This is a genomic window from Sphingobacterium sp. UBA5639 (genome assembly GCF_002421245.1).
In the GTDB taxonomy this organism is placed as follows: Bacteria; Bacteroidota; Bacteroidia; order Sphingobacteriales; family Sphingobacteriaceae; genus Sphingobacterium; species Sphingobacterium multivorum.
The window spans coordinates 383,497-404,663 of record NZ_DIJR01000019.1; the positions used below are offsets into that span (position 1 = coordinate 383,497).

The 21,167-nt window shown below is 41.5% G+C and carries 15 protein-coding genes; 10 read left to right on the forward strand and 5 right to left on the reverse strand.

Annotation, left to right across the window (positions count from 1 at the left end; genetic code table 11):
• The first annotated feature begins 28 nt into the window (after positions 1–28).
• Complete coding sequence (locus B4Z90_RS12620) at positions 29–466, forward strand: hypothetical protein (protein ID WP_115047617.1); 438 nt, start codon at positions 29–31, stop codon at positions 464–466.
• Positions 467–627: 161 nt separating this feature from the next.
• Here B4Z90_RS12620 and B4Z90_RS12625 read toward each other — a convergent pair whose 3' ends face one another.
• Positions 628–1,827 (reverse strand): hypothetical protein, encoded by a 1,200-nt coding sequence (locus B4Z90_RS12625; protein WP_236560145.1) that lies wholly within the window; start codon positions 1,825–1,827, stop codon positions 628–630.
• Positions 1,828–2,001: 174 nt separating this feature from the next.
• On the opposite strand from B4Z90_RS12625, the gene B4Z90_RS12630 reads away from it, so the two are divergent.
• Entirely contained in the window at positions 2,002–2,583 is a 582-nt protein-coding gene (locus tag B4Z90_RS12630) for a PD-(D/E)XK nuclease family transposase (RefSeq protein WP_115047619.1), read from the forward strand.
• Between the two features lie 48 nt (positions 2,584–2,631).
• The gene (locus B4Z90_RS12635; protein WP_070567291.1) at positions 2,632–2,862 is read left to right on the forward strand and encodes a hypothetical protein; all 231 of its coding nucleotides are present in this window, start codon (positions 2,632–2,634) and stop codon (positions 2,860–2,862) included.
• A 446-nt stretch (positions 2,863–3,308) separates the two neighbouring features.
• Here B4Z90_RS12635 and B4Z90_RS12640 read toward each other — a convergent pair whose 3' ends face one another.
• Complete coding sequence (locus tag B4Z90_RS12640; protein WP_070567287.1) at positions 3,309–3,581, reverse strand: helix-turn-helix transcriptional regulator; 273 nt, start codon at positions 3,579–3,581, stop codon at positions 3,309–3,311.
• A gap of 1,151 nt (positions 3,582–4,732) precedes the next feature.
• On the opposite strand from B4Z90_RS12640, the gene B4Z90_RS12645 reads away from it, so the two are divergent.
• From B4Z90_RS12645 to B4Z90_RS12655, 3 genes are read left to right on the forward strand one after another with little or no spacing between them, the layout of a single operon-like run.
• Positions 4,733–5,713 carry a TlpA family protein disulfide reductase gene (locus tag B4Z90_RS12645; protein WP_112374241.1) on the forward strand — a complete coding sequence of 327 codons (981 nt, stop codon included), beginning with the start codon at positions 4,733–4,735 and terminating at the stop codon, positions 5,711–5,713.
• Positions 5,710–8,919 carry a SusC/RagA family TonB-linked outer membrane protein gene (locus tag B4Z90_RS12650; RefSeq protein ID WP_167450453.1) on the forward strand — a complete coding sequence of 1,070 codons (3,210 nt, stop codon included), beginning with the start codon at positions 5,710–5,712 and terminating at the stop codon, positions 8,917–8,919. The genes B4Z90_RS12645 and B4Z90_RS12650 overlap by 4 nt, the downstream gene beginning before the upstream one ends.
• A 15-nt stretch (positions 8,920–8,934) precedes the next feature.
• On the forward strand, positions 8,935–10,305 hold the full coding sequence (locus B4Z90_RS12655) for a RagB/SusD family nutrient uptake outer membrane protein (RefSeq protein ID WP_070567280.1): 1,371 nt from the start codon (positions 8,935–8,937) through the stop codon (positions 10,303–10,305).
• A gap of 57 nt (positions 10,306–10,362) precedes the next feature.
• Here the strand turns inward: B4Z90_RS12655 and B4Z90_RS12660 are convergent, their stop codons facing one another.
• From B4Z90_RS12660 to B4Z90_RS12670, 3 genes are all read right to left on the reverse strand, one after another.
• On the reverse strand, positions 10,363–10,725 hold the full coding sequence (locus B4Z90_RS12660; RefSeq protein WP_070567277.1) for a hypothetical protein: 363 nt from the start codon (positions 10,723–10,725) through the stop codon (positions 10,363–10,365).
• Positions 10,726–10,848: 123 nt separating this feature from the next.
• A complete protein-coding gene (locus B4Z90_RS12665) occupies positions 10,849–11,082 on the reverse strand; it encodes a hypothetical protein (protein ID WP_139145028.1) in 234 nt (77 codons plus the stop codon).
• Between the two features lie 287 nt (positions 11,083–11,369).
• Complete coding sequence (locus B4Z90_RS12670) at positions 11,370–12,386, reverse strand: helix-turn-helix domain-containing protein (RefSeq protein ID WP_070567275.1); 1,017 nt, start codon at positions 12,384–12,386, stop codon at positions 11,370–11,372.
• Positions 12,387–13,646: 1,260 nt separating this feature from the next.
• Here B4Z90_RS12670 and B4Z90_RS12675 point away from each other — a divergent pair.
• The 4 genes from B4Z90_RS12675 (at position 13,647) to B4Z90_RS12690 (ending at position 21,167) form a co-directional block, all read left to right on the forward strand.
• Entirely contained in the window at positions 13,647–14,972 is a 1,326-nt protein-coding gene (locus B4Z90_RS12675; RefSeq protein WP_070567272.1) for an IPT/TIG domain-containing protein, read from the forward strand.
• Between the two features lie 19 nt (positions 14,973–14,991).
• Positions 14,992–18,123, forward strand: coding sequence for a SusC/RagA family TonB-linked outer membrane protein (locus B4Z90_RS12680; protein WP_070567270.1), 3,132 nt, complete (start codon positions 14,992–14,994; stop codon positions 18,121–18,123).
• 23 nt (positions 18,124–18,146) lie between these two features.
• Complete coding sequence (locus B4Z90_RS12685; protein ID WP_070567268.1) at positions 18,147–20,195, forward strand: RagB/SusD family nutrient uptake outer membrane protein; 2,049 nt, start codon at positions 18,147–18,149, stop codon at positions 20,193–20,195.
• Positions 20,196–20,273: 78 nt separating this feature from the next.
• A complete protein-coding gene (locus B4Z90_RS12690; RefSeq protein WP_070567266.1) occupies positions 20,274–21,167 on the forward strand; it encodes a DUF1735 domain-containing protein in 894 nt (297 codons plus the stop codon).

Consider the following 21,167-nt stretch of genomic DNA (forward strand, 5'->3'; position numbering starts at 1 on the left):
AATAGTCAAATAAAATAAATTCTAAATTATGAAACGAACAATCTATTTGGTTTTAATGGGTGCTTTCCTCCTTTTTGGGTGTAAAAAATCGAATGATATCAATGATCCTTCAACTTCTGGACTTAAAGTAGAAATAAAAGGAATTTCTGGTTGGGGCGAATTTGTAAATATTACTGTCGATCAAAATAAGACAGAGGTAAAGTATCCCGCTGGAACCACTGGCAATCCTCAAACTGTAAAAGATAAAAGCTACAAAACCAGTGAAGACACTTTTAGAAAGTTATCGTCATATGTCGAAACGTATGATTTAATGAACACCAAAATTGACGAGTGTGCACGTTGTGTAGATGGAGCAGACTATGTGATTACAGTAAAATCCGAAGGTAAAAAAAATACGGTAACAATTGCAGGGCAGCGTACAGATGGGAAATATACAGATGTACTTGATTTTATAAGCAAACTTTAGAACATATAAAGCTTACTTGATGATATATTTTCTACCGTAAGCTTTGATTCTACTGAAATTTTAGGATAGCGATGTAAAATTCCGATTATCAATTAGAATACCAACAGAGTAAACTTGTTGATATTTTAATTAATTCCGTGGGACCTTTGAAAAGGGCTGTCTCATCTCGGATCGTAGTGATATACAATCTGATAAGACTGATTTTTAAGCTCTTCAGACAATTGACCTATATCCAGTGTTTGCGCTTGAGGAGTAGGCTCACAGACAGAATAATATTTTCCATTGTACAAAATAGCATCACCGATAGGATGTTCAAATTGGACGGCCATCGTTACATGGGTGGGATAGAGCAGGGTGATCATCGGTAGATTGTAGATTTCCTTTACCAGGTAAAAAAACAAGGCAACACGATCGTCACAGTCACTGTATTTATTCAATAGCGTTTGTTCTGCAGAAAGACGTTTCTCGGTCCCGAAATTCTCTTCGTCATTTTCATACAAGAATGCATAGCGGGTGAACCGCATTAAATAATCGACACCTTCCTGCTGATTTTTTCCTTTTAAATTTTCCTTGAGCGCAGGAATCAGTGATTGATAAGTCTCTTTGCTAAGTGGAATATTGAAATAAGTTTCAAAATCTACGCCAGGATAGTTTTTAAAAAGATCACTGATATCTTCATTCAACTTGACATTAAAATGGTAGGCTTTATGTCCATAATTGAACTCAATTTGCTTCTCCTTATAATTTGCGGGTACAAAATCAGGTAATTTTGTGATTTTGTAACTGAAATCTTCGATAGCTTCTGGTACTTTAATTTTAACAGGAATATAGGTGTCTGCGCGTTGAAAGAGCTTTCCATAGTCATGGAAGTTTAAACAGGTGTATTTCTTGCCATCAATTTCAAAAAAGGGAATATCAGAGATATCTTCTTTGTTCTGAATGAAAAATATGATCTGATTACTACCCACAGCCAAACGAGCATCATAACCAGATTTACACATTAAAAACCATTTATATAATGTGTAGCGGGTGTAATTTTCCGTTTTGGGAGCAATCTGTTGTGCGGTGCGGCGAATCAGCTGATAATATACCCAATCATTTAGATGATGTTCATCTTTGTATTCGAGAAGGCTATTTATAAGCTGTATGTAATTAGTTTGATCAGCTATTTGATAGAATTTTTGTATGTGAGCTATTGTTAGGCTGTCATTGAATGGAATATTAAAGGACGATGGAATATCAATAGATACTTTGCCATCATAAAAATCGAAATCATGATGCTGCGCCCTAACGAGTTTTGGACTGTAGGTTAACCAAAATAAAATGGTTAAAAACGCAATATAGTATCCTTTGATATTCAATTATTAACAAATTGATAACATTAATGTAATGTAAATTTAACAAATTGTAGTTGCTTTTTATACCGATTATTGAATAATGTTTTTGGGATTGCAATAAGTCTGTTATTTCTACTAAATATTGTGGATATGATTCATTTGTGAGTGTTTTTTACTAAAACATCAAAATACATTAGTATGCTTTCTGATTTTGGCTGGAAGCTATATTTTGGACGGGAGGAAAATAAAGAGAATTTAATCAATTTGTTAAATAGTCTGCTTGAGGGAGAGCATGTGGTCGAGGATCTCAGTTACAGCAATGTTGAAGAAGACGGCGATTTGCCGTATGATCGGAAAGTGATTTTTGACCGTGGGGTAAGCTATACCTCCCGAACGATTAGTCGCTTGACCAAGAAAGCAACTGCGGGAAATAATTATGAGCTGCCACCGGTATATTTTATTGCCGTACTGGGGTTTCGGCTTGATCCATTGAACAGGGCGAAATATTATTACAGTGCCAAGATCTTTGATGAACTTGACCAAGAAGTTCTTTATCCCAAGCTGAGCTATAAGATGTTTGTCTTGCCCAATTTCATTAAGCCACTGTCCAGGTTGGATACAATCATAGATCAATGGATGTACCTGATGAAGCATCTGGATGAGCTGGACGGATCATCTAAGTATTTGGATAAAAGAATGTTATCGCGTATTTTCATCCGACTTAATAATATGTATAAAGCGGATGAGAGATCGCTAAATTTCTTTCGTATTGAAATTTAGCTTAGTTTTGCTATAGGAGAACTGGCAAATTTAACGCTGGAAGAGAAGATGTCATACATATCAAGCTTAGAACAGAAACGTGTCTATAATGCTACAATTGCGTATGCTGAAAAGGAGGGTATGGAGAAAGGCCGATTGGAAGAGCGTGCCAAAGCCGAAGCTGAGAAATTAGCTGAAAAGCTTAAATCAGCGTTAGAATTTAAGAAAATTGTTGTAGCTGTAGAAGATATTGCTAAAGCTTTAAGACTGACTGTCGAACAGGTGGAGGAGCTGAAATAGGATTTTTTGCTTATAAAATATTATAGAGCCATTCTTTAGAGGATGGCTTTTTCGTTTGATACAGATGGTCTGAATAATCTTGGATTGTATCATGTTGATTTCATTTAGTTTTTCAAAAACGCATTGCATCTTCAATAACATTAAAAAGAGCATTATTAAACATTTCGGTCATCGATGATAAAAGATGGTGTTTTCAGCCGGCCTACGTGGACATTATAGCCAATATAGCTTTCCCGAATAAAAAAGGGCCGCGCTGGTAACATGATTTTCCTAATCGATCAGCTTGAGCGTCTTTAAATTTTCCAACTGCCGCATTTACTTTATTCGTAAATTTCTGGACTTTATCAAGATCAACGTCTTGCAGATCAACGCCGTGTGCTGGATAAGAATCCAGCGACACTTACTACGATTGAAGATTCATGATTTTATAAATTTTCACCTTGCTTTTAAGAATCTAATTTTATTGAGTCATAATCTTCATTAAAAAACTCTGGAAAGGAATAACCAATGGCATTTAGATGTTTAATGAAAACCTTTAGTGTCATGTTGGACGATCCCGCTTCGATTTTTCCGTATTGAGCTCTGTCAAGATTGTAATCATAAGCAAAGTTCTCATGACTAGAATAGCCCATGGTTTTTCTTATTTGCTTGAAACGCAGGCCAATTAGTTTTTGTTCAACATCAAGAACTAGTATATTATTATTGTTTTTATGTTCCATTCTATAAAAGAACGGAAGCTGTAGGTAAAACACCACTCCATAAAACGATACGTTTTATTTGGAGTTATTTAAATGATTTTATATATTTGTGGTGGTTAAATATAATTATCTGAATTTAATGGTAAAAAATAAAAAGTAGGAATTAAACTAAACTTAATAGCGAACTCTCGTAGCAGGATCTGGCGATTATTGTGATATGGAGGGTGAGTAATGCGTCAATTTATCCTATCTTTGGAAAATATTCCTAGGGTAGGATGGCGCTTGCTTGATCTTTGGCATCACCCATTATTTTTTAATAATGGTACTGAAAGTTATTTCCTAGGGTAATGAGTAAAGGTTCCGCCAGAGCCTCTGCTGCTACGACAAGCAAGTAGTCATCCATTTTTGACTATTTCTTTGAGTTCGTTTTAATTTGACGAATTATGAGAAATAAAATCAAAAAAATAAAGCACCAATTAACATTACAAAAATGTGATTTTATCGGTGCTTTTGTTTTTCGGAAGCAATTACAAAAAAACATCATCACAGCTCCCGAATAGCTCGGCTGGCTCTGCCAAATACTATTTGGTCTCTTTTAGTCATTGATCGCGTAACGCCAATATATTTACCTGTGTGACCCCTCATTCAAACGCGATCTGGCTTACTGAATTAATTAAATTATTGTCAAACTGACCTGAGTATGATCAGGCCTCAAAAAAGCTGATTTCGATCGGAAAGGGGATCTTATGTACTTTGGGTTACGGATTTACAAACTGAAAAATGAAAAGGATTTTGGTGCTACAATTTGCTTTTGATTGGATGATTTACGATGTCCACAAGGTCGATTATGGCTCTATAAAGGAGATCGAAATATTCTGAGATCGGTATGCCTTAAATGCGATATCTGCTAATATCCTAGTGCTGTTGAGTGCTTATGTTGATGATGGAGTAGAAAGGCGTCAGCTTTTGAAAGATGAAGAAATGCAGGAGTTTGCAATTGCAGTGTATCGTCTGTTGATCGTATACTGTATCGTCAATCATCGTAAACTAGATATTACTAAAGCTGAGCTGTAATCGGAAGCAGACGAGCTTATAGAAAAAGAACTGGAATTGAGCAAAAAAATCGCTGATTTTTTCAGTCGGTTATCGAAATAACCAATAACAAACAAATTATGAATACGTTAAAATTATTGACGCTAGTCAAGATAAATATAAATACCTACATCTGCCAAGCACTGGCCAGATACTCGAGCAGATCCTATTGTAAGGGTACTGGCCGAGTGCTGAAAAAAGTACGCCTACTGGCTTTGGACTTTTTCCCAGTTAATACCGGCCTTTCTTCTGCCTTTTATGCTATTCGCTTCGAATTGGCATCGGGTTTTCATCGGTGTGACCCACTGAAATTCCGCAGCCGACTCGATGAAAACCCGCGGAAAGGGCGAAGTTGGTCAGGAGTTGGTAGGGGATTGCTTCTGCTTACAGCTATAGTTTTTCAATATTTATATTTTTCTTTTAAGGCATTGAAGAACATAAGAGCGTTTATCTTATTAGCTCTTATGTTTTATATGTTTGGTTTATCTGCTCAGACGCTCCGCCAAGACAGCGGGGCGGATGGGCTAAATAGCATCAAGCCATTACAGATCGGAGATACCATTCCAGACGCATTGTGGGGGCTCCACCTACTGACTGTAAACCACCCAGACGGAAAACAAAGGATTACATTGAATGATTTTGGAAAGCAGGAACTCATTGTACTGGACTTTTGGGCAACCTGGTGCGGAAGCTGCCTGAATTCACTGCGAAAGCTAAAAGAAATAGAACTGCCAGCATCCGTTTCCGTGATACCTGTTACTGCGCAAACTACCGACGAAATCGAACATTCAAAGACCATTTTATATTGGTTCAAGGACTACAAGCCCTTCTCTGTAGCCGAAGATTTCGTTCTGACCTATTATTTCGGAGTACAGTCTGTACCGCATATTGTATGGATCAAGGGCAATAAGATCAGGGCAATCACATCTGCCAAATATCTTGACGTTGAAAACATAATAAAGGCACAAGCCGATGACTGGTCAACAATAAGCTCCAAAGCAGCCGGAAATATCCAAAGCCGAAAACAGGTCAATACTCAAAAGAAAGGGGGGCTGCTTTGAAAATATGGACAACACTCCTGCTGCTGATATTGTGGAGCTCATTATCTGCGCAGACCAATATCACAATTTCAGGAAAGATAGTGGATAAATCCAACGGAAGACCTATCCGGGGCGCAACCATTATGCTTAAAGGGAACAATGTGTCGACATCATCAGACCTTACAGGTAATTTTACCCTTGTGCCGACTGCCCGTGGCCAAGACACGATCCTGATCAGGGATGTGCAATATGTACCGGTATCCCGACCGATTTTATTGGGAAACGCGCAATATATTTCTGTTGAATTGCTCCCAAGGTCAAACACGCTGGAGGAAGTGAAGATCAACACCGGATATCAGCGTATTGACAGAAGGGCTTCTACCGGCTCCGTAGCAACGATCAGCGAGCGGGAAATACAGTATAATACATCGGGAAACCTACTTGACAGGATAGATGGTCTTATTTCAGGTGCCTATACGGATAGGACCGGCTATAATTTTAATGGAGCGGCGCAACAGCCCAACCTCACCATTAGGGGACAGTCCAGCCTTATAGGCCAGACCTTTCCCCTGATCGTTGTGGATAACTTCCCTTTTGAGGGCACGCTTGAAAATATCAATCCCCAGGATATAGAAACAGTTACCGTGCTAAAGGACGCTGCCGCCGCCTCAATCTGGGGTGTACGGGCCGGAAATGGTGTACTGGTCATCACAACAAAAAAAGGCAAACTGAACCAGCCTCTTTTCGTAGATGTTTCCTCCAGCTTGATGGTTTCGAGAAAACCGGACCTGTTCTCGCGCCAGACCGCCTCGTCCAGTGATTTTATTGACATGGAGAGGTTTCTTTTTGAAAAAGGTTTTTATGGTACACAGATCAATGACAGCAAAAAGCCGGTGATCACGCCAGTCGTAAAGCTTCTCATTCAGCAACAGAAACAGGAAATCAGCGAAAAGGAGCTCGAGGAACGATTAGGAGTACTGCGGGGAATTGACGTAAGAAATGATTTTCTGAACTTTGTTTACAGAAATGCTATTGAAAGCAGCTCTTCCATAGGCCTGCGTGGAGGCGGGGATAAGGTAAGCTATTCTTTTTCGCTCGGTTACAATAAAAATACCTATAGTATGCCAACAAACGGCCAGGATAGGATCACGGCCAGATTTAGCCAGACCTACAGGCCGGTATCAAAACTGACCCTTTCGACAGACCTTTCTTTTAGCAGGATCACGGGCACCATGTATAACACTTCCAATATGGTAGGCTACGGCCACATCAAGGTCAACAACAAAGAACTCTATCCATATGCACAATTGAAAAACAGCGACGGGGTTAATGACATACTCTACACGGACTATGACAGAACGTTTATCGACCAAAATCAGGGGCTGGTATCCAGGAATTGGAATTTTGTCCCCCTGGATGAGCTCGAAAGAACCGGTAGCAGGTCAGAAAATCAGCAGATTGTCGCGGGGCTTGATCTGGGTTACGACTTAGCTAAAGGCCTACGGTTCACCCTTCAGTCGCAGCTGAACCGTGCCCTAACAGAATCCTCGTCATTACTGGAAGAAAACAGTTATTATACCCGGAACCTGTACAACCGCTTTACAGCCATAAACGGAGGCAAGACGACCTATGGGATACCTGATGGTGGCATACAGGACAGAAGCAATGCCAAACTATGGGGCTATTCCCTCCGGACCCAGCTGGACATCGACAGGCAGCTGGGCAGGGGGCACCGCCTTCAGGGGATAGCCGGGGCCGAGGTAAGGGAAATCAATAACAGCAATTCATCCTACCGAACTTATGGGGTCCAGGCAGACAGGAATACTTTTTCGCCAGTCGATTTTGCCAACACATATCCCCTGTTCCCCGCCATCGGCGGTAAAGGTTATATACCAAATGGGCTGGGGACAGGAAGAACGGCAAATAGATATGTATCCATCTACTCAACTGTAAATTACAGCTTTGCCGACCGGTATTTTCTGTCTGCCAGTGCCAGAAGCGATGCCTCCAATATATTCGGCGTGGACACAAGAAATAAATGGTCCCCGCTTTGGTCCCTGGGCGGTGGATGGGAAATATCGGGGGAACCATTCTATCATTCCGATGCGGTGAATTATCTTAAAATACGTTCTTCCTTCGGCTATAGCGGAAATGTGGATGCAAGTATCCCTGCTGAACTTGTACTCCAACAGGCCAATTATCTGGATTTTTATTCGAACCAGCCGTTTACCAATATCCTGTCCTTGCAGAATCCGGGGCTGCGCTGGGAGAGAGTTCAAACTTTCAATGCAGGCATAGAATGGAAAATGTGGAATAAAAGACTGGATTTTACATTTGATTATTACAGAAAGAAATCGCTCGACCTGATCGGTTTCGCTCTTGTCGATCCAACACTGGGTACCTCCTCCGTGACAATGAATTCCGCGGAACTCAAAGGCCAGGGATTAGACCTCACCGTCTCGACGGCTATAAGCAGCCGCAACTGGTCATGGAACGGGGTATTACGGACCGGGTACAACAGGACCACCCTGGAAAAATATCATGGTAGGATATTGGCTGTGACCAATCAGGCGATGTATGCCGGGTATTTTGTGGGAAAGGACCGAAATATGCTGACCAGCTTCCGCTGGGACGGATTAACAGCTGATCAGGGAGCTCCAAGGGGATTCGAAAATGGAGAACCTTCGATCAATTATCAAAATATAATCAGAAACACGGATCTGGATGATCTGGTATATCATGGCTCAAGTGTACCCCGGCTAACGGCATCCTACCGGAACAGGATAGGCTACAGGAACCTGGAGTTTGCATTCACCGTCTTAGGGCAATTTGTTTACTTTTTCAGAAAGAACAGCATCAACTATTCTTCCTTTTTCAGCAACTGGTCAGGGCATTCAGATATTTCCATACGATGGAAAAAGACAGGTGATGAACTGCACACCGATGTACCAGCAATGTACTATCCCCTGAATACAGACCGGGAAACTTTCTATAGCCTCAGCGAAGTTCTTGTCAGGCGGGGAGACCATATCCGGCTACAGGATATCAGGCTTTCCTACCGTTTCTCCAACATCGCAAGACAGCGGATAAGGTCATTGGAACTATTTCTCATGGGTACAAATATGGGGCTGATCTGGACAGCGAACAAAGAAGGGATAGACCCCGTATCCAACGGTGCGATAGCACCTCCGCTGACACTAACGGGAGGGTTTAAGATTGGATTTTAAAACACGTAGAAAACAATGAAAAAACTTAAATTTTTAAAAAGTGGCGCAATTATTAGCCTTGTAGCATGCGTCCTCTCAGGCTGCTCCCGATATCTTGACTTAAAACCTGATGACAGTTTCTCCATTCCCAGCAGCCTGCAGGACCTGCGGGGCCTGCTTGGCAACAGCGAGGTGGTAATGAACTTTGCCACAACAGGCCTTGGGGAAACAGCCTGTGACAGTTACTACCTAAATGAAACTTCGTGGGCAGGAATGACCAACGAAAGAGATAGGCTGCTTTATCTCTGGCAACCGTATAGTCCCGTGGCCAGCCAATGGACCGGCCCCTATCAGGCGATCTTGTATGCCAATACGGTACTAAAATACCTGCCTTCTATAAAAACGGCCACCAGTGATGAAGCGGAGGTGAATACGCTTCGGGGGGCAGCCCTTTTTTATAGGGCGCACCAGCTCTTCAACCTGCTGCAGGTATTTTCCCTTCCTTATGATCCTTCGGGGAGCAATGCCCAGCTTGGAGTGGTCTTACGGACTGAGCCATCCCTGGATGAACAGATCTCAAGAAGTACTGTCCGTCAATGCTATGATTTTATCATCACTGACCTGAAAACATCCATTGGGTTATTGCCGGACAGAACCGATATCCCGACAAGACCTTCAAAAGCGGCATCCTATGCAGAACTGGCCAGAATATACCTGGTCATGTCCGAATTTGAAACTGCTGGACGGTACGCGGATTCCGCCCTGATGATCCGGTCAGAAGTTATGGACTATGGAACGGAAATAACCGCTACCGCGAGTCTTCCTTTTTCCAAATGGAATAAGGAAGTGATTTTCGACGTAGCCATGAACGGCGGCGTAGCCCTTGCGCCTTCAAGGAGACGGGTAAACATGCTTGAATATGACAATTATGAAAAGGGGGATCTGAGGAAAGTGGCATTTTTCTCCCTGAACAACCTCGGGGAAATCCTCTTTAAGGGAAATTATAATGGTTTAAATTCCTCCCAGTTATTTTGCGGGACAACGACGGCCGAAATGTACCTTATCCGTGCGGAGGCGAATATCCGCCAAAACAGGCTGAACGATGCGGCAAAAGACATCGATTTGGTTCGGGCAGGGCGTTTTTCCACAGATGACTTTAAACCCGTAGTGTTTACAGACCAAAGGAGGGCACTGGAATACATAAAAAAGGAACGTCAAAGGGAACTGATATTTAGGGGACAGCGGTGGTCAGATATCAGAAGGTATATCCTACTCGGTGAACAGGTGGAAACAATGACCAGGACCGCCGAAGGGAAAACATATACAATGAAGCCGTCCGATGTGGTCAGGTATCTGTATAAACTACCTGATGAAGTGATTGATAATGGGTCGCTCACTCAGAATTGACAGTAAAAAGAGAGGAAAAACAATCAGTCTTTCCTCTCTTTTTCAGGAGTAGTCAGATTATTCCCTCACCCGTACGTTTGCCGAATGTTGCTCGTTTGAAGTCGCAGTCTGTATTTCATTCTGCAATGTGCTGTCTATATCGGGCTGCCCGTTTAAATCTACAGGTGCCCGTAGTGCACATACCTGATCCCCTGGGTTACAGGTCGGCATCGGTTCATCTTCTTCTATGAGCCGATACTTAGTTGGATCGGTCGGGGAATCCGATGAAGACCCGATAAATTCAAACCATTGCGTTGCAAGCATCTTTGGTGCTACAGTAGGCTCCGTTTTGTTCTGGTTCGCTCTCACAATATAGAAAGCTCCGAATAATAGTATTAATGCTGTAAATCCAGCTATGATTTTTGATTTTAACGTTATCATGGTGTAATGTTTTAATTTGAAATTCTGTTGGTAATCATTTTGCACATCGGTTTTGCCTCACAGTTATGCAATCGAGGGTTCCTATTGTATGGTCGGCCAGCTTCCTGGAAGCCGAGAAGCCAGCTAACTCGGGAACAGTGCAAACTTACGCGGATACAACATCTTGCTTGCGACTCTCTTTAGGGCCAAGGATAGACAGATAGGAGCATAGCGCAGTGTGCTGAACCAAAGAATGGCTCTATACCTGAATCGAAGGACAAACTGCCCAAACAGTAGGATCCCTAAGGACTGGAGCCCCGACCTGATCTGCAGGCCTAGCTGGCTGATTTTCGTTTTTACTGTTTGTAGACTTTTCATCTTCGTTCATTTTACCTATCCATAACCTGTAGCGCAGCGGCACATCCTGGGTGCGGCCTGCCCTCTGTGTTGTTTTGCACTTTATCGCTGTACCCGCGTCCCTATTTTATTTTGCTCCAGCTATCTCCTCCCAACCTTTCGCAGACGTACCGAAGATAGCTGGACTCCCAGTCGGGAAAGACGGGGATCGCATGGCACTTGTACGCCTGCCATCTCTTTTGCTTTTCGTTCTTTAAGCGTATTTCAAAGGTAAGGCAGCCTCGGTGAATTCATTTATCCATTTTTGATCATATGATGTATTCATTTTTGTCATTGTCGGGATTACGATGGAGTTCAATATAATCGGAGGGATACAGGCCTACCCGTTTTTCAAAATATTTGGAGAAACCACTTGGGTATTTAAATCCGCAAAAATTGGCTACTTCGCCAATACTATAAGTCGAAAGCAATCTTTCTTTTGCCAGCGGAAGGAGTATTTCGTCCCTATACTGTAAAAGAGTCTGTCTGTAATGGCGTTTATGGCAGCGCGTCAGGTGGGCATCAGAAACGCTTAGGATAGTGGCAATCAGGCTTATATTCACTTCCTGAAAACCTTGGTTGACGATATCATGGATCATTGTTCTAGCTTTTCTGGCCAGTATTTCACTTTCGCTCAGTTTCTCATAGAATGCAAATTGTTTTGATTCGGCGATATCAAATAACTGGTAAATCTGCTCGACAACCTTTGCTTCGTTTTGTTTGCTATAGTTGAAAAAGATTGTTTCAATGCGGTTGAGCTGGTAATCAGTCAGCTCTTTGATCGGCCATAAGGCGGTCTGGTAAAGACTGGATTTATCCCTTTTTCTGGCATTTTTTAATTCGGATAGAAAGTGGCCGTGATGGTAGATGATGTCCCGCACCAGGCCGATATCAATCAATAGCCCGTAGACCAGGTAATTCCCGGGCTTTAGCAGTATATCGAATTTACTGCGCGGAATGTAGGTAAAAGTACTATGTCTATGGGGAAGTACTATTTCGTTTTTGGTACCATGTTTTTGAACGATAATATCGTCCGTCGCGTTCTTGGTATAAATCAGGTGAAAGTCTGGCCTGTTTGTTTTAAGTTGCACGATACAATCAGTGGGCACATGGGCCTGTAGCCGATATAATATGGTCTGCCGGTAATCTATGTATTCCTCTACAAGCTGGATAGAAGGATCCTCATATAGATTACGCTTGGCACCAGGTAATTGGGTGAGAAATGGGTGTTTTTCGTCCTCGAAATAAGCTACTTTTGGTAATATAAATTTGAAGGTCTTCTTCATAATTGATCGTGGTTTATTTTTCAACTTTTACGGTATGGAAAAGTATTTATAATTTATTTACTAAATACTACCGTCCAGCACATGTTTATTTAATATATTTTTGCTATTTTATAGCTCGGTTTGACTGTTATTTATTGACTACGCCTAAATCCCAGCTAATGGATGAGTGAATTCAAACATAGAATTTGTGATTGTTTTATATTGTAGAATTAATTCCTAAATCAACTGCATTACTTCTCAATTGATCGACACTACTTCCTGTCACTGCTGAATTGATCCCAAATATATCGAGTATATAAGGTTAAAAGTTGTCCAAATCTGGAGAAAGAGTTGTACATTTTCCGTACTAGCCCACTAGTTTTCAAAATACATAATACTGGATTTTAGTGGGAATGCTCGCACCTCTTGCGAAATAAGGACACTTTTGGAGAAATTAGGACAAGACTAGGACATGCTCGCACTGAACAATGGCTGTATGGCGCTAGATTTTTTTTCATTTTCCTGAATTTTTAACTGTTACCAGTTCAAGGATATGGAAGGTTTTTTGGCCGAAAAGCGGCCATATGGTGGCCGAAAATTGGCTAATCATTATGCTCTTTTTCTCTCCCCTTTATTCACCATTTTTTCGTGTCTGGTTCGTGCCATCTTCGGAATGCGCCTACATATTTCCTACAGATTATCTACATATTGCCTACATAATCAGTAGGGAAGGAGTAGGGAAACAGTGGAGAAGAAGCGGGCGGCCTCCGAATAAGGGGCGAGGCAGGTACGAAGGATTTATGAAAAAGGATGAACTAGTTGCGATATCATCATTTAACTGCCAATTTTTTTGTTTTTTTTAATGTCCCGCAAAAATCCCCAAAATATGGGAAGTGAAAGAAAACACCACGGTTTGTCTTAGTATCTGCGTAAACTGTGAATTGAGATGTTACAATAATGTTGTTTCGTTTTGTTTTGGTGATGTTTCTTTTTGTTTTTTTTTCTTAAATATGAGACTAACTACTTATTTTTAAATTAAAACAATGTTAACAATATGGTAATCATTGTTATGGTAGTTTTTGTGGTCTTGTTTGTTAGTTTTGCAGCGTTTTAATCTAAATCTTATACCTGTTTTAACTTGTGTTGTTTATTTCTTATTCTTTCAATTTTTAAGAAATACATTTGTTTTGTTTGTTTTGAAATATTTGTTTTGTTTGTTTTTCTGAATTGTATTCGATCTCAAGTCAGAACCAGTTATAGATTTGTTTAACCAAAATTATTATGAAAAAATATAATCAATTAACATTCTCTTTGTTATCGTTGCTGTTTTTTTCTTATTGTAAAGAAGATGTTGCAACAAGGCAAGGTGAGCATGATCCCAATAAACCGGTCGTGCTCTCTTCTTTCTATCCTGCAGAAGGCGGAGCTAAGGATAAAATCTTATTAGATGGTCAAAACTTTGGATCCGATCCAAATAAGATCAAAGTGTATTTTAATAATGCACGGGCTGCAGTAGTCTCCTCAAGTGGAGAACGTATTTATGCTATTGTGCCACGTCTTCCTGGTGATGATCCCAAAATTTCGGTTGTCATCGGTAAAGATTCATTGATTTATGATAAATCATTTACTTATCATATCCAGGCGCAGGTCAGTACAGTTACCGGTACAGGGGATAAGGACTTTTTAGCAGGTACACTCGATCAGGCACATGTCTATGGCAAATACCTAGATATGGACGCGCAAGGCAACCTATTTATGACCTGGCGTGATGGTGGATCATTTGGGATAGCGCGTATCAACGAAAAGGAAAATATCGTTACCCCTTTATATTCAGCTGCATCCTCACCAAACCCTTATGCCAACGGGGTGACAGTGGATCGGGAAACAGGTATTATGACAGTTTCGCACGAGTCGGTTGCGGAAGTGTTTTTTTCCTTTGATCCAAGAGAAGCTTGGACACTTCGCCAGCGGAATGCACAGTTCTCAGCAGCTGATTACGGCAAAATTGTTCAGGCGGATAGATATGCCAACTTTGTGACTTTTTGCCCCTACGATGGCCATTTATATACACGCTTCCGTGATGGTCATATCGCTAAAATAGATCCGGTGACATATGCTGCGACGATCGTGCACAAAGGGCCTTATGGTTCACAATATGGACAGGCTATTAATCCAGCAAAACCTTGGGAGTTGTATATTACGTTACACTCAAACGCTAGCCCGAACACGTTTGCACAAGGAATTTCTGTATTAGACCTACGTCCTGAACATATCAACGAAGGCTTCAAACGTATCAATGCACCGGGTGGGTCGGGATTTCGCGACGGCCCCGTTAAAGATGCAATTTTCAATTATCCAAAGGATATCAAATTTGACAAGACCGGAAATATGTTTATTGCCGATTATGGTAATCACTGTATCCGTATGCTATCGGCTGATGGAATTGTTTCTACTGTTGCCGGACAACCGACTAAAGCTGGTTATAAAGACGGTGGGCCTGTAGAGTCGCAGTTCAACCAACCTTGGGGAGTTGCGGTGAATGATCAGGGCGATATCTATATCGCCGATTGGAGCAATGCGCGCATCCGTAAATTAGTTATCGAATAATTAACCTACTTATTATATTATGAAGATTTTTTATTTTTTGTGCATGCTGCCGCTGTGCCTCTGGCTATCACCTGCGCTTGCACAACAAACAGAAGAACAGTTAACGATTGCCGGAACTGTCGTTGATAGCAAGGGGCAACCTATATCTAAAGTATCAATCTATGTCAAGGATAAACCGAAAGGAGCAACTTCTACAGATGATAAGGGAAAGTTTACTATTAAAGCTGTGTATGGAGACTGGTTGGTATTTACCAGTGTGGGCTATGACGTTGCCGAGCATTTGGTGGTAGAATCCACCAGTAATCTTGAATTAAAGATGCTGGACAAGAGCACCAATATCGACGAGGTTGTGGTTGTCGGTCTGGGAGCCAAACAGCGAAAAATTAGTTCTGTAGGTGCCATTACAACAGTAGATGTAAAACAGTTACAAAGTCCCGCACCTTCTATCGCGAATATGTTAGGGGGCCGCGCCGCTGGTATTATTTCGATGCAGACCTCGGGTGAGCCTGGAGCAAATATTGCAGATTTTTGGGTGCGTGGTATTGGTACATTTGGTGCCAATGCGAAAGCCTTAGTGCTTATTGATGGACTTGAAGGTGATTTAAATACGATCGATCCCGCTGATGTAGAGAGTTTCTCCATTCTGAAAGATGCTTCGGCAACAGCGGTATATGGTGTGCGGGGTGCAAATGGCGTTGTATTGGTAACCACTAAACGCGGTACCGTAGACCGTATCCAGATTACAGGGCGAGCAAACTCTACGTTATCACGACTTAATCGCCTACCGAAATACCTACGTGCTTATGATTATGCCCTATTGGCTAATGAAGCTTCCGTAGTGCGGGGGAGCGAGCCCTTGTTTAATGATACAGAATTAGGTATTATACAACAACATCTAGATCCAGATATGTATCCAGATGTCAGTTGGCAGGATGAGATTCTAAACCGAAGCTTTTGGCGTCAGAGCTATTATGCCTCTGGGCGCGGCGGTTCTGAGGTAGCACGATACTTCCTGAGTTTGGGCGGTAATAGCGAAACAGCAGCGTACAAAGTCGATAAGAATAGTATTTACAGTTCTAATGTTGGCTACAATACTTACAATTACCGTGTTAATCTTGATATTAACTTAACCAAAACAACGAAGGTATTTTTGGGTTCAGATGGCTTTCTATCTGTTAAAAAAGAACCTGGTTATGGTAATACGGATGATATCTGGAAAACACAATCGACACTTACGCCCATTTCCATCCCGCTTCAGTACTCTAATGGCTTATTACCCGGGGTTGGATCAGGGCAGCGTTCATCACCTTATGTGATGATCAACCGTACAGGTAACTATAATAATCAAAACTATAAAGGTAAGGTAACACTGGCATTGGATCAGGACTTGAGCAGTGTGCTTGAAGGGCTGAAAATCCGTGGTCAAGGTGCTTATGATATCCAGAGCTATTTTTCTGAACGTAGGTGGATGCAGCCTGCATTGTATGAAGCAACAGGCCGTAATTTGGATGGGTCATTGATCATGGTTCAAAAGGTACAGGAAAGGCCCGCGTCCTATTCAAAATTCGTAAGCCAATATCGAAAGTATCATTTTGAGTCTACACTTAATTATGATAAAAAATTTGGAGAAGATCATCGTACTTCAGCTTTAGTTTATTATTACCTGAGCGATGCCAAAAATACGGATGATGCAACCAATAATTTGACGGCGATACCTGTTCGTTATCAAGGTGTTTCCAGTAGATTTACCTATGGTTATAAGGATACTTACCTATTGGATGCCAATTTCGGTTATACCGGTTCCGAGAATTTTCAACCTGGTCGCCAGTATGGTTTTTTTCCTTCGGTAGCGATAGGATGGGTACCTACAAGTTACCAATTTATGAAGAATGTAGCTCCTTGGTTAGATTACTTCAAAATCAGGGCGTCTTATGGTACTGTAGGTAACGATAGAATTGTAGATGACGTACGTTTCCCCTACCTCACTAAGGCGGATATAGATCGGAATAAGGTCTGGGGAATTGATGGGATAGAAACGATTACCGAAACCCGTATCGGTGCAGACAATCTAGCGTGGGAAAGAGCTATTAAATCCAATTTGGGTATTGAAGGAAAGCTCTTTAATAATAAAATTGATTTTGTGATTGATTTTTTCCAAGATCAACGGAACGGTATTTTTCAACCGCGGGTGCAAGTGCCGGATTATGTGGGCGTAATTTCTAATCCGTATGCCAATGTGGGGCGTATGAAGAGCTCGGGTGCTGATGGTAATATTAGCTACACCACCAAGTTGAATAGTGATATGACCCTTACTTTGCGGGGTAACTTCACTTATTCAAAAAATGTTGTGCAAAACTGGGAACAGGCTTACCTAGAGTATTCTTACCTAGAGTATAATGGTTATCCTCATAATTCCATTCGTGGTTATCAAGCATTAGGCTTATTTAAAGACGAAGATGACATTAAATACAGTCCGACACAAAGCTTTGGAACGGTATTACCCGGTGATATTAAATACAAGGATGTGAATGGTGATGGTATCATTAATACCCTTGATAAAGTACCATTGACCCATAGTAACTATCCATTAATCATGTATGGATTCGGGGGAGAGTTCCGTTACAAAAATCTATCATTAGGTGTCCTTTTCAAAGGAACAGGTAAGACTTCCTTCTTCTATGTTGGGCAGCCGATGAAATATAAAGATGTTACTGAAAATACGGGTATGGGCTATATGCCCTTCTTCGGCGGTACAGATGGTAACGTCATTACCATGGCTAATGATCCTGCCAATCGTTGGATCCCGAGAGATTATGCGCTACAGCATGGTATTGATTTATCCTTAGCCGAAAATCCAAATGCCAAATTCCCGCGTTTGCAATATGGTAATAACAGGAACAACAGTCAGTTATCCTCCTTTTGGATGGATGATGCCCGCTATTTGCGATTGCAAGAACTTACGTTGAGCTATAATGTAAGCCCGAATTTCTTAAAGCGATTAGGTGTCAAATCCATGGATCTTCAGTTTGTTGGAAACAACCTATATATCTGGGATAACGTTAAGATTTTTGACCCCGAACAGGCGGCTTGGGGTGGACGTAAATACCCAATTCCGACGACTTATTCGTTACAGGCTTATATTAATTTTTAATACCATAGAAATAATCGAAAGACATGAAAACGTCAATAATCATGAATAGAATTGCCAAATCCAGCTTAGCGATACTAGTGTTGTTTATGGTGACATCTTGTAAGGACTATCTAAATATTGATCAGTACTTTGACGATGAATTTAATATTGATTCGGCATATGCAAATACACGTTACTTAGAAGCGTATATGTGGGGGGCGGCAGCAATGTTCCCTGACGAATCCAATACGATCAGATCCAACTATACACCAGGGCCAATGGCGACAGATGAAGCTATAAATGGCCTTACAGGTACTGGGACAACCAATATTTACTACGGGATGGATTTTGTCACCGGAAATATTACGCCTGATTTTTATGGTGGACTTAACCAATGGGGAAAATATTATAAAATTATCCGCAAGGCGAACAATGTATTGAAAAACATTGATGTGCCAAAGGACATGAGCTACGCAGATCGTAACCGTATCGAAGGATATACACGTTTTATTAGAGCTTACGCATACTATAACCTCATTATAGATTTTGGCCCACCAATCTTGTTGGGAGATGAAGTTGTGAATACCAATGAGGATATTGCGTATTATGACCGGCCCCGGGCGACGTATGATGAGGCTATGGAATACATCTGTGGTGAATTTGAAAAGGCTGCTGTACAACTTCCTGTTGATGTTAGTCTATTGGATTTCGGCAAACCGACAAAAGGTGCCGCATTTGCATTGATCGCCCGTTTGCGCTTGATCCATGCCAGTCCATTGTTTAATGGCGGACCTGTTGCCGCATCCTATTTTGGTAGCTGGATTCGCAAGACCGATGGCACACATTATGTATCACAACAATACGATGAAAAACGTTGGGCAGTAGCCGCTGCCGCTGCTAAGCGTGTTATGGATATGGGCCGGTATAAATTATATACAGTGCCTGCGGACGAAAGAACGCCTACACTTCCAGCTGGCGTAACGTCCGATCCCAACTTCTATGGAAGCTTTCCGAATGGGGCGGCTGATATTGATGCATTTAGATCATATTCTGACGTCTTTACCGGTGAGGCTGTCGCTTCAATCAATCCCGAATACATTTGGGGGCGTAATACAGAATATTTTAGAACGGATTTGAATCAGGGGGCATTTCCGCCAACTTTAGGAGGATGGGGACGTTTCTCGGTGACACAAAAAGTTGTAGATGCTTATCTGATGGATGACGGACGTACCAAAGAAGAAGCACGTGGCGATACGTATTTTGAGGCGGTGGCTGATCTTCCTGCCGGTGGAACCTTTGGCGATTTATTTACGGCTCAACCGCGTAAATTTTCAGGTTACCCACTGAATGCGGGGATATTTAAGATGTATGCAAACCGTGAAATGCGTTTTTATGCATCGATAGGTTTCAACGGTGCTGTGTGGCAGGCTTTGTCGAGTACAACGTTGAATACACATACGGCTAAATATTTTTATCAGGAACCTGATGGTCGAGGTGGTGTCTCGGCATCGTCGCCTAACTATCCATTAACTGGTTATGTTATTAAGAAATGGGTAAATCCATTTGATGCAATCAGTGGCACGGGGGCCAGAATGATGCCCAAAGCATATCCTATTATACGTTATGCAGAAATATTGTTATCCTACGCTGAAGCACTAAATAACCTTACTGGAAGCCATACGGTACAGCTTGGTGATAAAACCTATACCGTGAGCCGGGATGAAAGTGAAATAAAAGGTTCTTTTAATGCTGTTCGATACCGTGCGGGTTTACCAGGATTGTCTGCTGCGCAGCTTGCCAACAAGGCAGAGGTACAGAAGCAAATAGAACGTGAGCGTATGGTGGAGTTTCTATGGGAAAACAGACGCTTTTACGACGTACGCCGCTGGGGTAAATACGAAGAGACTGAACGCGAACCAATTCGTGGTATGAACCCCGATGGTGCGGACCGGGAATCTTTCTACAAGCGAATTTCACCAGGTACATCGTCATTCTTGACACGTCAGGTAGACAAAAAATTAATTTGGGTGCCTATACCTCGTGCCGAAATGCGCAGATTACCATCATTGGATCAGAATCCGGGCTATAATTAGGATTAAGCATTAAAAAAGGAAAATATAACCGTCTTCCATAACCGTTTTGGTTTGTGGAAGACATTAAAATATTAAATTATGAAACGAAGTTTTATCGCTATACTGACAGCTTCGATGGCTTTAGTTGCCTGTAAGGACAATGAAGTATTCGAAAAGGAAATGTATAAAAATGAGGTAGCATTAATAAGTTCTGATTATCACAATACGTTTAAAGAAGTGGTTCGCTTGACGGGAGAAGAGGTAATTGGCTATGTAGCGGCATCTTCAGGAGGTACCCATGCGCCTGATAAAGATCTTGTTATTGCACTGGAAGAGGATTCAGAACCTTTAGTAAAATACAATTTTGCTGTTTACGATAATTCGGAAGATCTGTATGCCAAATTACTTCCTAAAGAGAAGTATGACATCATGGACAAAAGGATTGTGATCAAAGCAGGCGAGCTAACAGGCCGTACCATGGTTAAATTGCGACCAGATGGATTATCTCCGGACTCTACCTATTTTATTGGGCTGAAAGCAACAGGTTCATCCGGTGTTGAAATCAATCCTAAGAAAAGCACCATATTGTATCAGGTCATCATAGAGAATGAATATGCATCACAGGCCAAAAATACCATGTATTCAATGGTGGGGTTTGCCAATGGTTTGTCTACAGCGGCGAATAAACAGCTATTTCCATTAACCAGCAATAGCGTGCGGATGGTCGCCGGAAATGAAACCTTTATATCTAAAGTACCTAATATTACGAAAAACTGTCTTACGTTGGAGATAGATGATTTTAATAACGTAAAGATAAAGCCCTACAAAGATATTCAGGTCGTACAATTGGACAATGACCCAATGTATCCGAATAAATTCAAAGTGGAAGAAGCATTTGGTATGCGCACAAACGTGTTTTTATTGTCATATCAATATACGATAGGCAATGTGACGACAATTATGAAGGAACGTGTTGAAATGCAGGTTAAATAA